The 15,484-nt window shown below is 41.8% G+C and carries 16 protein-coding genes; 5 read left to right on the top strand and 11 right to left on the bottom strand.

The window, feature by feature from the left end; translation table 11 throughout:
* The 9 genes from pyrB to phnR all read right to left on the bottom strand — a co-directional run bounded on the left by pyrB (window position 1) and on the right by phnR (window position 7,464).
* Window positions 1-936 carry an aspartate carbamoyltransferase gene (gene pyrB / locus CYG50_RS17195; RefSeq protein WP_102138190.1) on the bottom strand — a complete coding sequence of 312 codons (936 nt, stop codon included), beginning with the start codon at window positions 934-936 and terminating at the stop codon, window positions 1-3.
* Between the two features lie 34 nt (window positions 937-970).
* A complete protein-coding gene (locus tag CYG50_RS23275) occupies window positions 971-1,102 on the bottom strand; it encodes a hypothetical protein (protein ID WP_256372920.1) in 132 nt (43 codons plus the stop codon).
* Between the two features lie 192 nt (window positions 1,103-1,294).
* The gene (locus tag CYG50_RS17185) at window positions 1,295-1,810 is read right to left on the bottom strand and encodes a hypothetical protein (protein ID WP_102138188.1); all 516 of its coding nucleotides are present in this window, start codon (window positions 1,808-1,810) and stop codon (window positions 1,295-1,297) included.
* A gap of 109 nt (window positions 1,811-1,919) precedes the next feature.
* Window positions 1,920-2,423, bottom strand: a complete 504-nt coding sequence (locus tag CYG50_RS17180; protein ID WP_102138187.1) for a fimbrial protein — start codon at window positions 2,421-2,423, stop codon at window positions 1,920-1,922.
* Between the two features lie 403 nt (window positions 2,424-2,826).
* Window positions 2,827-3,624, bottom strand: a complete 798-nt coding sequence (gene phnV, locus CYG50_RS17175) for a 2-aminoethylphosphonate ABC transport system, membrane component PhnV (RefSeq protein WP_102138186.1) — start codon at window positions 3,622-3,624, stop codon at window positions 2,827-2,829.
* Window positions 3,625-3,626: 2 nt separating this feature from the next.
* On the bottom strand, window positions 3,627-4,487 hold the full coding sequence (gene phnU / locus CYG50_RS17170) for a 2-aminoethylphosphonate ABC transporter permease subunit (RefSeq protein ID WP_102138185.1): 861 nt from the start codon (window positions 4,485-4,487) through the stop codon (window positions 3,627-3,629).
* A gap of 1 nt (window position 4,488) precedes the next feature.
* Window positions 4,489-5,598, bottom strand: a complete 1,110-nt coding sequence (phnT, locus tag CYG50_RS17165) for a 2-aminoethylphosphonate ABC transport system ATP-binding subunit PhnT (RefSeq protein ID WP_102138184.1) — start codon at window positions 5,596-5,598, stop codon at window positions 4,489-4,491.
* A gap of 6 nt (window positions 5,599-5,604) precedes the next feature.
* A complete protein-coding gene (locus tag CYG50_RS17160) occupies window positions 5,605-6,618 on the bottom strand; it encodes a 2-aminoethylphosphonate ABC transporter substrate-binding protein (protein ID WP_102138183.1) in 1,014 nt (337 codons plus the stop codon).
* 126 nt (window positions 6,619-6,744) lie between these two features.
* Window positions 6,745-7,464, bottom strand: coding sequence for a phosphonate utilization transcriptional regulator PhnR (gene phnR, locus CYG50_RS17155; RefSeq protein ID WP_102138182.1), 720 nt, complete (start codon window positions 7,462-7,464; stop codon window positions 6,745-6,747).
* A gap of 138 nt (window positions 7,465-7,602) precedes the next feature.
* On the opposite strand from phnR, the gene phnW reads away from it, so the two are divergent.
* Together phnW and phnX are read left to right on the top strand one after the other, a co-directional pair.
* Window positions 7,603-8,706, top strand: a complete 1,104-nt coding sequence (gene phnW, locus CYG50_RS17150) for a 2-aminoethylphosphonate--pyruvate transaminase (protein WP_102138181.1) — start codon at window positions 7,603-7,605, stop codon at window positions 8,704-8,706.
* Window positions 8,707-8,715: 9 nt separating this feature from the next.
* The gene (gene phnX / locus CYG50_RS17145; RefSeq protein ID WP_102138180.1) at window positions 8,716-9,525 is read left to right on the top strand and encodes a phosphonoacetaldehyde hydrolase; all 810 of its coding nucleotides are present in this window, start codon (window positions 8,716-8,718) and stop codon (window positions 9,523-9,525) included.
* Window positions 9,526-9,572: 47 nt separating this feature from the next.
* On the opposite strand, the gene argF is transcribed toward phnX, so the two are convergent.
* A complete protein-coding gene (gene argF / locus CYG50_RS17140) occupies window positions 9,573-10,598 on the bottom strand; it encodes an ornithine carbamoyltransferase (protein WP_102138179.1) in 1,026 nt (341 codons plus the stop codon).
* Window positions 10,599-10,767: 169 nt separating this feature from the next.
* Between argF and rraB the strand changes: the two genes are divergently transcribed.
* Entirely contained in the window at window positions 10,768-11,181 is a 414-nt protein-coding gene (gene rraB / locus CYG50_RS17135; protein WP_004907524.1) for a ribonuclease E inhibitor RraB, read from the top strand.
* A gap of 246 nt (window positions 11,182-11,427) precedes the next feature.
* Here the strand turns inward: rraB and CYG50_RS17130 are convergent, their stop codons facing one another.
* Window positions 11,428-12,996, bottom strand: coding sequence for a hypothetical protein (locus tag CYG50_RS17130; protein ID WP_102138178.1), 1,569 nt, complete (start codon window positions 12,994-12,996; stop codon window positions 11,428-11,430).
* A 384-nt stretch (window positions 12,997-13,380) separates the two neighbouring features.
* On the opposite strand from CYG50_RS17130, the gene galE reads away from it, so the two are divergent.
* Together galE and CYG50_RS17120 are read left to right on the top strand one after the other, a co-directional pair.
* Window positions 13,381-14,421, top strand: a complete 1,041-nt coding sequence (galE, locus tag CYG50_RS17125) for a UDP-glucose 4-epimerase GalE (protein WP_102138177.1) — start codon at window positions 13,381-13,383, stop codon at window positions 14,419-14,421.
* A gap of 8 nt (window positions 14,422-14,429) precedes the next feature.
* On the top strand, window positions 14,430-15,479 hold the full coding sequence (locus tag CYG50_RS17120) for a UDP-glucose--hexose-1-phosphate uridylyltransferase (protein WP_102138176.1): 1,050 nt from the start codon (window positions 14,430-14,432) through the stop codon (window positions 15,477-15,479).
* Window positions 15,480-15,484 lie beyond the last annotated feature (5 nt).

Genomic DNA, 15,484 nt, shown 5'->3' with positions numbered 1-15,484 from the left:
TCAGATAGCCAATTCTTTATTTAAAACCAGAGATAACAATGCCTGCCTTGCATAAATCCCATTTCCTGCTTGCTGGAAATAGTAAGCATACGGTGTGTTATCCACATCTACCGCGATTTCATCAACTCGAGGCAGTGGGTGTAAGACTTTTAAATTCGGTTTTGCACAATGGAGATCTGCGGCACTTAAAATAAATTGCGCTTTAACATTCGCGTATTCAGAAGGGTCGAGGCGCTCTTTTTGTACGCGGGTCATATACAGAATGTCGAGTTCTGGCATCACTTCATCAATATTATTATGCAGGCTGTAGGTTGCGCCTTTTTCTTCTAAGATGTGCAGAATATGGTTTGGCATTGAAAGCGCTTCAGGAGCAATAAAGTAGAAGTGATTACCTTCAAATTTAGACAGTGCTTGGGTTAAGGAATGCACAGTTCGGCCATATTTTAGGTCACCGACCATGGCAATTTGCAGGTTTTCTAAACGACCTTGAGTTTCTTGGATAGTAAACAAGTCGAGTAACGTTTGTGTTGGATGTTGGTTTGATCCATCGCCTGCATTAATGACAGGGATTTGGCCTGCAAACTGGCTAGCAAGACGCGCGGCACCTTCTTGGGGGTGGCGCATGACAATTGCATCCACGTATTGGCTGATGACAGAGATGGTATCTGCCAGAGTTTCGCCTTTCTTGCCGAGTGAAGTGTTGGTGCTATCAGAGAAACCAACAACAGAAGCACCTAAACGGTGGATTGCCGTTTCGAATGACAAACGTGTACGTGTAGAGGCTTCAAAGAAACAACTTGCGATGACTTTATGTTTTAGAAACTCTGGTTGTGGCTGTTTTTTTAATGAAGCAGCGACTTTAAGTACCAACTCAAGGTCTGAACGGTCTAAATCATTAATCGAGATGATATCGCGGTGGTATAAAGGGTTCGGCATTGTTGTTCTCCTGTGTCAGCAAGACATATTAGGTCTATAGGCCAAAAAAAAGCCCCTCATTGAGGGGCTTTTTTATAAATAAGAAGGGGAAAAACAGGCTGTCCAGACCGCCAGAAGGCAGTGCAGTGGAGGTGTTCTCTGTAAGAAATAGAGCAGCAGCGTTCATAGTTTCTCCCGGCAAATTGTGGCGCATTATACGCATCTCACTCCATGACGCAAGCGTTTGCATAAAGAAAAATACATTTTTTTTATTTTTGCATTTACGTTTCTATTGTGTACAAAAACTAGACGATGAGATAAAAGTGGAAAAATCAACAAGATGACGGAAAATTGAGCGATAGTAGAAACCAGCCAGTATCTATGGGTAATCTACCGCTAAGTTTCCAGCAATATTAAACGAGTGTTCGCCATAATCTCCAATCCCATTTGGCGCAACTCTGACTAAGACTGCATCGACATAGTAATTTTTTTGATTCTGAGTCATGGTAATGGCAACGCTTTCATTAGGGGAAATAGGTTCCCCTTGCCAGCTTAATTTAACGCCGAATGCATTACTGGAAGTTTGAAATAAATTACTCGAATAAGGCGTTGATGGAGTATTAAAGGATAATTGTGCTTTGGCGTTCATATTGCAATCAATATTGAGCTCAATTTTATGCGGTGCGATTTCTTGACCTATATTTCCATTTCTCTCAACGGACAATGCACGGTAGCTCGATATTGTATTACTCGACATTTGACATATTGCAGTTGTTGCTGAAAAGGAGCCACTAATATGAATAGGCATATTTTGTGTCGCCGCTTGAGAAATAGAAACCGTGCCGAATAATAATACGAAGGGTAATAATGCTTTTAAAGGGGGGACATAATTCATAGTATTTCTCAAATGATAAATCATGCTTTATCTATTTTTATATTATTAAACCATTATTGTGTGGCTGAGGAATAATCTTGCTCAGCCACGAATATCTTTTTTCTATCTGTTACTGGTAAGTAATCGCTAAGTTACCAGTAATATCAAAAGTGTGATTACCAAAGTCATTAGGGCCATTTGCGGATAAACGAGCAACACTGGTATAGAAGTAAATAGTATTTCCGCCTTTAACTACTTTAATATCATCAGATTGACCAGGTTTAATTTCGGTGCTGTTATATTTTAATTTCACACCAAATGCATCACTTGAGGTTTTAAATGCTTCAGGTGAATTTGGCGCATTGTTGGCGACGAAAGTGAGTTTCGCATCTGCAGGGAATTCGCATGAAAAACTTAAATAACCCGAGTTACGGTATGCGGTTTCATCACCCACTTTTTCTAATGTATTGATAGCACCAAAATTTGTTGTATTTTCAAGCTTGGTATCATTACAAGGCTGGGTCACGTTTGAGAACGTCCCTTTGATATTGATTGGCATATTTTGAACGGCGGATAGAGCAGGTAAAGACACACACAGTAAGAGTGCTAAACCACTTTTTTTTAGCAAATGCATAATAAAAATCCTTTTATTGATTTTGAGAAGTTTTATATTCTAATAAATATATTAATTCTATTAAATAGATGGAGATTAAATAACTATTTAATCTTGCTTTTGAATTTCAATTTGAGTTAAAACTCTTTTTTTAAACCGTGGCGGTTTATCATATTTAAGTGTTTGGGGGTAAATACGTAGCTAATATATTTTATTTAATAGTTATATATTTTAATAGCTATGTTTTTTTACTTAAGTAATCTGCGTGTTTTTTTATGATTGGTTTCTAATTTAATTTTAAGAATATAGTTTGTTAATTTTAAATTAAATAATAGTGTTGATGTGAGTGTATTATCGTTAATAAACTTTAGAGTTATGAGAAAATAGATAAAAACCCATGATGGGTTTTTATCTGGCTTGGTATTTATTTTTGCCCTAATTTTATTGCTATTTTTTCGAGTTTAAACATTAGGAATAATGTTACTGAAACTAACACAATCGTCAGTGCCGAACCATCTGCAATATTGCCTCTATCGGTCAAACTGAAAATAGATACGGGTAAAGTGGCCCAACCGGGGGGATATAACATCATTGTGGCACCAAGTTCCCCTAAGGACAGTGATAGGCTTAATGCTAATGCTGAAATCATCCATGGCATCAATAGTGGTAAGGTCACATGGCAGAGGCGATACCAAGGGGAAGCGCCTAAGCTAAAAGCAACATTTTCAATATCGGGAGAAATACGCGCTAAGCCAGTGGAAACATTGCTAAACGTAAAGGCAGAAATCAACACGAAATGGGCACTAAATACAATCCAAAAGGTACCGTTCATCTGTAAATAGCCTTGGCTGAATGCCACAAGGATCCCAAGCCCGATAGAAACAGAAGGAATGGCGCTGGGGAGATAAAATGCGATACTCAGCCACTTTTGTATTTTCCCGCTGTGTCTTCTTAATGCTAACGCAGCCCAAAGCCCACAAAACAACGCAAATAGACTGGCGCTAAAACCAACCACTAGGCTCGATAATATGGCATCCCAAGCAGGCCCACTAAACGCGTTCACAAAATGTTCAAAAGTAAACCCTGAAGGCAAAATACCATTCCATTGTCGGCTGAAACTCGACATTAAAATCATCACTAAAGGCAGTAAAAATAATAAACCAAATAAGCTGATAGCAATGATAGTAGCTGTGGCTCGCCCTTTTTTAGACCAAATCAACATAATTAATTCCTTACCCCAAGGCGAGTGGTCGCTATTCTGTATAGGAAAAATAACCCGAGTGAAAGCAGGATGTTAATTAAGGCAATCATGCATGCCACCGCATAATCTGACTCTAATATCGCTTTACTGTAGACCATCATTGGCAAGGTATTGACGCCTTTCGCCCCGATAAATAGCACGATGCCAAACTCATTGGTGGTTAACAGTAGGCACAGGCTGCCACCGGCTAGTAGAGCGGGAAGTGCCGCAGGGAAAATGACTTTCGCGATAACCCGTGCAGGATGCGCGCCTAGAATACTTGCGGCTTCTAGCTGGCTCTTGTCTATTTGGCGCAGTGCCGCCATGAGAGGACGCATGACCAAAGGGGTAAAAACGGTAATTTCTGCTAGGATCACGCCATGAATTGAATAAAGGAACTCTACGGGTGGCAACTCGAAATCAAACAATGCCATCAAAGTACCATTGAGTAGCCCAGCAGAACCATAAATAAAGGTGAAAGCGAGGGTGATCAAAAAAGTCGGTAGAGCAATAAAAGTATCAATCACTTGAGTAATAAAACGGCTTCCAGGGAAAGGAACAAACACCAAGATCAGCGATAAAACACTCCCTATCACAAGGCAGCCTAACGTGGCCAAAATGGCGATATAGAGCGTATTCCATAACCCATTAATAAAGCGTTTTGACTCAATCAGTTGCCAAAATGCGTCCAGCCCCCATTTTCCCGCCTCATTTTGCAGTGCTTGCTGTGCTATCAACAATAAGGGATAAAAAAACAGCGTAATTAACACCAATAATGGGGGCAATATCCAATAAATGGGCTTTATCGTTATTGATGAACCTTTTGGCACGCTAATATGTGACATGTTATTCCTCAATTAAAACGGTATCCGCAGGTGAAAACCATAAAGTGAGTTTATCGCCTACTGCAGGTGGTGAGGCCAAATGGGTAACGGCAACACTCACGGTTTCCCCGGCAACATCACAAATTAAATGGGTTAAATCCCCCTGCCAGCGAATAGACGTTAATGTGGCTTGTAGCTGATTAGTGGTATTGGTATTTGGCAATAGAGTGAGGTGTTGCGGGCGGATGCACACCCATTTGTGTGTACCCGCTCTCATACCTAATGTATGGGCTTCCAGCAATGTTCCACCACAACTGACATTCACTTTCCCGGGGCTTGTTGAAAAACCAAGCGCGGTAGCGGCTAGAATATTGGCTCGGCCTAAAAACTCAGCCGCAAAGCGGTTGGGCGGGCGGTGATATAAGGCATTTTTCTCACCATGTGCGACTAAATAGCCCTCTTTCATGATGCCAATCTTATCACCAAGTGCGAGTGCTTCAGTTTGGTCATGAGTGACATAAAGGATGGTCAATTCAGGCAGTTCGCGGTGTAAACGGGCGATTTCTTCGACCATATTATGACGAATTTGCGCATCTAGTGCGGAAAGCGGCTCGTCGAGTAACAAAACTCTCGGCCTTACGGCAATCGCTCTAGCAATCGCAACACGCTGTTGCTGCCCCCCTGAAAGTTGATGTGGATAGCGAGTTGCGTAATCCGTCATTCCAACAATTTTAAGGGCTTCAACGACTCGTTCATTAATCAGTGCTTTGGGTTGTTTTTGTGCTCGCAAGCCAAATGCGACATTCTCTTCCACTTTCATATGGGGAAAGAGTGCGTAGTTTTGCACGACCATACCAAGCCCGCGTTGGTACGGGGGAAGGTGGGTGATATCCGTATCACCGAGTAAAATGCGCCCACTATCAGGTTGTGCAAACCCTGCAATAGCACGCAGTACCGTGGTTTTCCCTGAACCTGATGGGCCAATCAACACCAATATTTCCCCAGGTTCGATGGTTAAGTCTAGGGGCTTAAGCACGACATTATTATGATAGGAGACACGCAAAGACTCTAATGTGATCCCTGAGTGTTCGGTTTGCTGAATTACTGTAGTGACTTTTCGTTTCATCAACATCTTAAGTTACTCACCGTCAGTGACTTTTTGCCAACGTGAAATATCATCGGATAGGGAAACTTCAACTTCATCCCAATTAGGTTGCCAAGTTTTCACGCCTTCTAACATCTGAAGAGCCGTATGATATTGTTTATCGGATGGGGTGATATCGGAACGGACAGGCATGCCCCATGAAAGCTCACTGACACGGCTTTGTGAGGGTTTATCCAAAAGGAAATTAATCAGTTTTTTACCATTTTCTGTTTCGGGGGCGTTGTTAACTAGGCCGATAACATAGGGTAAAACCAGCGTACTACGCTCTCCATTGGCATCTTTAGGCCAAAAAATTTGGACATTAGGGTTACGTGCCATTTGGGATAAATTCATTTGCAAGTCGCCATTAGCGACATAAAGCTCCCCTTTATTGACAAGTGCGGTGAGCTTACCGGTGGAAGCTGATGGGCCAACGTTATTAGCCTGCAATTTGCCGAGGTAATCAAACCCTGCGTCTTTACCATTAAAACTGTGGAAAACTTGTAGCATTACTGCGGTACCGTCCCCAGCTTGTCCCGGGGTTGAATATTGCAGTTTATTTTTAAAGCGGGGATCGAGTAAGGCGCTCCAGTTTTCAGGTGGGGATTTAAGTAGTTTGGCATTATAGATAAAGGTCAGGTAGTTATTGACCAACGGTGTGTAATAGTGGTTTGAATTAGGAATATTAGCCGCAGCTTCGGGGATAAATTCAGCTAATAATTGGTTTTTTGCTGCACGTTGGATAAATGGCGGAACAGTGATGAGTACATCCGCTTGTGGATTGGTACGCTCTTTAGAGAGCCTTTCAACTATCGCCCCTGAACCACTTTCAACATACTGTACTTTGATACCTGTTTGCTTGGTGAATGCCTCAAACTGATTTTTATACCAGCTGTTGTTGCCATCGTGCAGCCCATCAGCGGAGTAAACAGTAACAACATCAGCGGCAAAAACAGAGGTAGAGCAAAAGGCTGCCATTAATAGGCCTGCTAAATAGGTGCGTTTCATGGTTTTCTCCTGTTAAGGTAAAATGAATTCTGGTATATACCAGATGCTTTTTACGCTAACGGGTTTATATGACAAAAAGATGAAATACAGCTAAATAGCTAAAATTATTTTTATAAGCAAAAATGCTTACAAAGTATCGACTTCGATGCGCAAACTATCATGGCGCCAATATTCAACATCATAATCTAAAATTCGCCCATGTTGGTCATAGTTTAAACGCTGCAACAATAGGGCTGGACGACCAACCGTAACGCCCAGTGCTTGCGCAGCTTGAGCCGGCATTGCCGTTGGGTAGAAAGACAAATGCATACTGGTATAAATTAAATTGAAATGAGTTTGGTATACCTCCGTCAGGCTGCCATTGAGGTCATGGCGCAATAGCTCGGGAACGCGAGCAGGTAAGCAATGGTTTTCACAGTAACAAACGGGCCTGTCATCAGCAAAACGTAGGCGGGTGAGTAAATAAATTTGTTCAAATGATTGAAGTTTTAACGGATCCATAGCCTCGAGAGGAACGGTAATAACTTTTCCATCCAATAAAACTGTTTTTGGTTGGCGACCTTGTTCGAGGCAAAGTTTATGGAAATTGGTATTTTGGGTTGGATCCAACCAAAGACGCTCAGGTGTGACAAACCAACCGCGGCGCTCAGAGCGGTAAATTGCCCCACTGGACTCTAACTGTGCCAAACTTTCGCGAATAGTGATGCGTGTGGTATTGAAAATAGCACAAAGTTCGCGTTCTGAAGGGAGTTTATCACCACATTTTAGCTCGCCATTTTGAATCCTTTCCTGTAATTGGGCTTTGATAAGCAGGTATTGTGGGGTTTCATCCGCGGATAATTTCATGGTTATTTCCTATTATTGTTTCCGCCATATTATACATAGTTATATGAATTTTTTGTTTCACACGCACTTTTCCTTTGACCTTTTGGGCGGGCTACGATCATTATAATAGCAATCTGGTATAGACCAAAGGTGAATTGAATGACAAACAACAATTATTTGCTATTAACACCGGGGCCGCTTACGACGTCTAAAACGGTGAAGGAAGCCATGCTGTTTGATAGCTGTACATGGGATGATGATTACAATTTAGGTGTTGTCCAAAACATCCGCCAACAGTTAGTCGCACTGGCAACCGACAAAAAAGGGTATTCGTCGGTGTTACTGCAGGGAAGTGGGAGTTATGCGGTTGAAGCTGTTCTAGGCAGTGCAATTGGCCCTAAAGAAAAAATCTTAATTATCAGTAATGGCGCCTATGGTGCTCGAATGGCAGAAATGGTTCAAGGTTTAGGAATTTCCCATTGTATTTATGATTGTGGTGAAGTGTCTCTGCCTGATCTACAGCAGATTGAGCAGATATTACAACAGGATAACCCGATCACGCATATTGCGATGGTGCACTGTGAAACCACGACAGGGATTTTAAACCCGATAGAAAAAGTCGCGAAATTAGCGAAGCAATATCAAAAACGCTATATCGTGGATGCAATGAGTAGTTTTGGCGGGGTCCCCATGGATATTGCTGAGCTTAACATTGATTTTTTAATTAGTTCAGCAAATAAATGTATTCAAGGGGTTCCGGGGTTTGCTTTTGTTATCGCCCGTACCGAAGCGCTTGAACGTTGTAAGGGGCGCTCTCGTTCATTATCGCTAGATTTATATGCGCAGTGGCGTTGTATGGAAGATTTTCAAGGTAAATGGCGATTTACTTCTCCAACTCATACCGTATTAGCGTTTGCCCAAGCGCTCAAGGAGTTAGCTCAAGAAGGCGGGGTGGCAGCTCGCTTTCAACGCTATCAGGGGAATCAATACAAGTTGGTGTCTGGTATGCGTAAATTAGGTTTTACCACACTGTTAGAAGATAGCCTCCATTCGCCGATTATCACCGCATTTTACTCACCAAATTCGCCTGATTACCAATTTAAGCAATTTTATCAAAATTTAAAATCACAAGGCTTTGTCATTTATCCGGGCAAGGTCTCGCAAAGCGACTGTTTTCGTATTGGAAACATTGGTGAAGTTTATGAAAAAGACATTGATGCATTGCTGGTAGCAATAGAAAAAGCCATTTACTGGGAAATATAAGGAAAAGAAATGAACCGTATTGAAGCCGTTATTCTTGATTGGGCGGGAACCACTGTAGATTTTGGTTCTTTTGCACCCACTCAAATTTTTATTGAAGCGTTTAAAGGGGTGTTTGATATGGATATCACACTGGCTCAAGCGCGCATTCCTATGGGGCTGGGTAAATGGCAACATATTGAAGCATTAGGAAAATTACCAGAAGTTGATACGTTGTGGACAGCAAAATTTGGTCGTTCAATGAACAGTGAGGACATTGATAAAATCTATGCGGCCTTTATGCCATTGCAAATTGCTAATGTTGTCGATTTTGCAGCACCAATCGCTGGCGTTGTCGACACAATCAATACATTACGCAGCCAAAATATTAAGATTGGCTCTTGTTCAGGTTACCCCCGTGCCGTGATGGAAAAATTAGTTCCTGCAGCAAAGGCGTTGGGTTACCAACCCGACTACTGGGTCGCGAGTGATGACCTACTTGCTGGTGGGCGTCCGGGGCCTTGGATGGCTTTACAGAATGTCATTGAGTTAGGCGTGGGGTCCGTCTCTGCTTGTATCAAAGTGGATGATGCTGTTCCTGGTATTGAGGAAGGGCGCAATGCTGGGATGTGGAGCATCGGGCTATCGGTTTCGGGTAATGAATTCGGTAAAACATGGGAAGAATATCAAGGGATGTCGATTGATGCGGTGAATTTATTGAAACAGCAAGCTGCAGAGAAATTGTATGCCGCTGGTGCTCATTATGTGATTGATACTTTGGCTGATTTACCATCAGTTATTGATTGTATCAATGAGCGTTTGGCAAAAGGTGAACGTCCATAATGATAGGTTACCCTCAACTCATTTGATTGAGTTGAGGGGGATAAATATTAAAAAATATTAATAGGAAGCTCTGGCGCTAATGTCGCCACCATTACCGCTTTGATGGTGTGTAAGCGGTTTTCTGCTTGGTCAAAGACAATGCTATAAGGTGATTCAAAGACTTCTTCCGTGACTTCTAAACCGCCAAACATATTGAATTCTTTAGCTAATTGAGCACCTAATGTGGTGTCTTCATTATGAAATGCAGGTAAGCAATGTAAGAACTTCACATTCGGGTTACCAGTAAGCTTGATTACATCCATATTCACTTGATATGGCTTCAATAAATTAATGCGCTGTGCCCATACTTCTTTGGCTTCGCCCATCGATACCCACACGTCGGTATAAATAAAATCAGCATCTTTTACACCTTCGGCGACATCTTCTGTGAGTGTGATTTTTGCCCCCGTTTTTTGAGCTAGTGCTTGGCAAGTTTTCACTAAGTCTTCATCTGGCCAGCAACTTTTTGGCGCAACAAGGCGTAAATCTAAACCTGTGAGTGCAGCGGCTTCTAGCATCGAATTACCCATGTTGTTACGCGCATCACCTAAATAGGCAAATTTAATGTCTGAGAATGGCGTATTTGGTCGGTGTTCTTGGATGGTCAGCAGGTCGGCTAATAACTGTGTGGGATGGAATTCGTTAGTTAGTCCATTCCATACAGGCACTCCCGAGTGCGCGGCTAAGAGTTCTACTGTGTTTTGGGCGAATCCACGGTATTGAATACCGTCATACATCCTGCCCAAGACTCGAGCGGTATCTTTCATGGTTTCTTTATGGCCAATTTGGCTACCGGAAGGCCCTAAATACGTGACTCTAGCACCTTGGTCAAATGCGCCAACTTCAAATGCACAGCGTGTCCGTGTTGAATCTTTTTCAAAAATAAGGGCAAAGTTTTTACCTGAAAGGAGGGGCTGTTCTGTGCCCGCTTTTTTTTCTGATTTTAACCAAGAAGAGAGTTTTAAAAGTGAATGAATTTCGCTAGAAGTAAAATCAAGTAACCTTAGAAAAGGTTTATTATATAGGGGATTCATAATTGGCAGCCTTTTTGTTTTGAATTAATATTCAATTTATATTCATAAAAATTCAAAATCAACCCCCAATGTAAAAGAAATTATCTTTAAATATATGGTTTCACTGTCAACCGTATGGGAGAATGGCGCAAAGAAAGATGAGCGACAAAGAAACAAAAGGGGTGTGGATATGGTAGATAAAGCTGAACTCGATGCGCAGTACGAAGAAACTCGCTTAATTATCGAAGAATTACTGGAAGATGGCAGCGATCCAGATGCATTGTATGCGATTGAGCATCATTTCTCTGCGGACAACTTTGCGCTGTTAGAAAAAGCGGCTGTTGAAGCTTTTAAACTAGGCTATGAAGTCACGGATGCGGAAGAGCTCGAAATTGAGACGGGTGAAACCCTGATGTGCTGTGATGTGATTAGTGAAAGTGCATTAAATGCAGAACTGATTGACGCACAGGTCGAGCAATTAATGAAACTGGCTGAGAAAATGGGCATCAACTATGATGGTTGGGGCACGTATTTTGAAGACCCAGATGCAGAGTATGACGACGAAGACGGTGACGATATCGACCCTGAAGATCGCGTACACTAATTATTAGTCACATCATATAATTACTTAAAAGGATAGCTAAAAACTATCCTTTTTTGTGGTCTGCATTAAACCATTCCTTAAGGAGATGGTTGTTAACTCTACGGTACCTCAGTTTGATTGGTTTGATATGACCTAGAACGTCTATTTTGTAGCGAGCTACGGGTGGGTAGCTCGTATCGTCGGTTTAGCCGTTGGTGAAGAAACTGCATAGCGAATACAGTGCCATTTCTTCGGGTTGAGCGGAAATTAACGGTTTGAAATGCCTAACCATGCAGGTGTTGCGCCAGGTTTCCCATTTTCGTTTGTAGGTGCTGAACACCATACACGGTTATCAGGACAAGAAGATTTTGTTCTTATTCCACCATAAACAGTGAAACTATCATCTTTGATTGCGATAGCAGCGTATGGGCCACCAGAGAACTCAATTGCATTATCTACATGTAATGCTTTGAACAGGCCATATAGCTCACGACGGTCTAGGCCATCATCTACGTCTCCTCCTTGATAGATATAAATCAGATTTTCATCTTCATTAAAACTCATCGCCACTCTACCCAACCCTCTTTCTGCATATGATGGGGTAATAGAAGGATCCTCTATTCGGTCGTTAATCCCCACACCGGAAACAGCAATATATTTGAATCCATCACGGTCTAACTCTTTCATCTGTTGTTCGACATTTTTTGCTTCCAGTGAGTCTGCATGGATCAGCATGCGATGTGAATAAACATCATCGAGCCAAAGCATTGTATCGAGTTTGATAGATTTATAGTTGTTAGGGTTTATAAAATAAGGCAAGCCCGCGAGATATTTATTTGGAGAATTATGAGTACCTTGAGTTGGCCCTTTTGTTACATTGTCATAATACATACCCATTGGAGATGAACACCGATTCATCTTCCAGTTGGTTTGCGCAGCTTGCTTGCGGATATCAAAGAAATTGGCATTTAGTGCCACTAAAGGGCCATCAAGTTCTTGCCAGGCTTCATACGGCGTATAGATTTCAGCGTTTTGATGCTGATAATCTACGGTAGCGTAAGCGTTGTATTCACAGCGCTCAGACTTACCCTTATGCATATCTCCTAGCAGATGCGGGTATACATAGCGAACTCTATCAATGAGTTTAGGGATCATCAGAAGGCTACCGGTCAGTCTAACTGTATAACTGTCCGACCCGAGAATGACAGGAACCTCATAATAATCTGTATGATCTTTTCTTTGACCGAAAACGTATTGACCTGCCTTTTTAGTCTTTTGTACATCTGATGCCGCTAAATGAATTCGATTAGCTTCATAGGCAGCTTGTCCTGCTATGAATGAAGTTCCTTTTCGGCTATCAGCTCCTTTAATTACGAAGGACCAGACAGGATAGTTATCATCGAGGTATTCAATTTTTATCATTTCAATTTCGATTTCGTAATCCCCTGAGCGGATAGCAGGGAACTCAAATCGAGTTTTAAATTCTTTGATTTTTCCAAATACTTCATTTGATTCTTGTCGCATCAATTTTCCAGAAATCACGTGTTTAGCTGATGCGGTTACTCGGACTCGTGTCTGGTCGTAATTGGGCCCTTGGTATTTCATATTATGTAGATAGACGTCTACCAATAGAGGCCTTTCGTTATTTCTCACTTTTACATCACTTTTGGCTTTAAAGCTATAAATTGGAGGGCTACCCAGACTGATGGATTGCTCCCCCCAGCTTACCCATGATTCTGTTTCCTTCATCTCATTTGCATGCACTGGTAATCCATAAATAAAGAGCATTAATGTCATATAAAATAATGACTTCATTAACTTAACTATGTTTGCCATGTTGGACGCCTTAAGGTTCATAATTTGGATGGTCAAGTCCGTTTGTTTTTTTAGTGATTACTGTGGTTGATATTATTATAAAACTTAAAATATCAAATAGTTCCGTTCGCTAATAGAAAGTGTAGATGCAAAACACAAGAGAGCAATTTCAGCACCTCGGAATTGGAACGTATAACTTTAGAAAAGCAAAAATAAACATAACAGCGACTGCAATAATTAAGTTAAAGCCTGCCATGTAAAAACAATCAAAGAACCCTATTGGCAATTCGTAATTAAAATTAATTTTGGATATGTATTGTGATCTCTGTTCAATTTTTAACACCAACACATGGAATTGATACGTTCAAATCGTATGATTGATAAAATCGATTCAGCGAGGTCAATATGGAAAAAGTAGAAATTTTAGTCTCAGGGGGAATGGGCTATATCGGAAGTCATACTTGTGTCGAACTCATTAAAGCGGGTTATATCCCTGTGATACTCGATAATCTAATAAATTCGAATATAGAAGTGTTAAACCGAATTGAAAAACTGACAGGTGTCCGTCCTGTATTTTTCGAAGGGGATATAAGAGAAGCAAGTATGCTTCGCTGTATCTTTAAAGCACATAATATTCAATCTGTTATTCATTTTGCAGGTTTAAAGGCAGTGGGCGAGTCTGTTGAAAAGCCACTTAGTTACTATGATGTAAACGTCAATGGCACGCTTGTATTGCTTAAAGTAATGCAAGAACATGGCATTCACAGCATCATTTTCAGTTCGTCTGCCACTGTTTACGGTGAGCCTGACACTGTACCTATAGACGAAACCTTCAGTACGGGGGCAACGACCAGCCCTTACGGAACGAGCAAGCACATGGTTGAACGTATTTTAACGGACTTGCAGAGTTCAGCGCCTGAGTGGTCAATAACCCTGTTACGTTATTTTAACCCCGTCGGGGCACACTCGTCTGGCGAGATGGGGGAAGACCCGTCAGGGATCCCCAATAATCTTACCCCTTATATTACTCAAGTCGCTGTTGGTAAGCGTCCTATCCTTTCAATTTTTGGTGATGACTACCCCACGATTGATGGTACTGGCGTTCGGGATTATATCCACGTTATGGATCTGGCGGATGGACATGTTGCAGCACTGGATGTGGTGAGCAAGCAGCCTGGGCTACATGTTTATAATTTGGGAACGGGCAAAGGTACCAGTGTTTTAGAAATGCTTCATGCATTTGAGGTTGCTTGTGGCAAGCCCATTGCTCACGAATTTAAAGCCCGTCGTCAAGGTGATATTGCAGAGTATTGGTCAACACCGGAGAAAGCCCAACGTGAACTCCACTGGAAGGCAACACGAAACATTCAGGATATGGCTGATGATGCTTGGCGTTGGCAAAGCAATAACCCGGAAGGCTACAACGATTCAAATATTAATAAATGAGGTCCAACATGAGTTTACCCAAATTCGACCCAACAGAGGTGCCACATCGCCGGTATAACCCGCTAACTGACCAGTGGGTGCTTGTGTCACCTCACCGAGCTAAAAGACCGTGGAATGGCATGGATGAGGCTCCTGAGGCAACAAAACAGCCTGAATATGATGAAAAGTGTTTTTTATGCCCAACAAATAAAAGAGTCTCAGGTGAGATAAACCCAGACTACAAAGGAACTTTTGTTTTCCAAAATGACTTTTCTGCCTTAACACCGCAAGGTTCTGCACAGCCTGAAAATATAACTCGTTTGCTCCGCACTCAAGCTGTGCGAGGTCTTAGTCGAGTGATATGCTTTTCTCCAGATCACAGTAAAACATTGCCAGAACTGAGTGTTTCACAAATTAAAGACGTCGTGAAAACATGGAACGAACAGCTTTCTGAACTTGGGGAGGAGTATTTGTGGGTTCAAGCGTTTGAAAACAAAGGTGAAATGATGGGGTGCTCACAACCTCACCCTCACGGGCAGATTTGGGCCTCTGATTTTCTTCCTAACGAAATAAAGCGAAAAGATGAAAACCTACAGCGTTACTATAAGGAAAATGGCTCCAATCTCCTTTTGGACTACGCTGCTTTTGAAATGAGTGACGGAAAACGCACGGTGGTAGAAACGGAGCATTGGATTGCGGTGGTTCCATATTGGGCGGCTTGGCCATTTGAAACAATATTGATGCCAAAATCAATTGTTCATCGCATGAATGAATTAACGGAAGAGATGCAGGGTGACCTCGCACTTGCATTAAAAAAGCTCACTTCACGCTATGACAACCTGTTCAAAACATCTTTCCCTTACTCGATGGGATGGCACTTTGCACCTTTCTTCAAGGATGGCCAGAGCATTAACCATTGGCAGTTACACGCCCAATTTTATCCGCCATTACTACGTTCATCTTCAGTACGAAAATTTATGGTAGGCTATGAAATGTTGGCTGAAACGCAACGAGATTTGACTCCAGAACAGGCTGCAGAGAAACTAAGAGCCGTTAGTGATATACATTATAAAAATTAAACAAG

This window comes from Providencia huaxiensis (assembly GCF_002843235.3).
Taxonomy (GTDB): domain Bacteria; phylum Pseudomonadota; class Gammaproteobacteria; order Enterobacterales; family Enterobacteriaceae; genus Providencia; species Providencia huaxiensis.
This window is presented reverse-complemented; position numbering and strand designations above follow the sequence as displayed.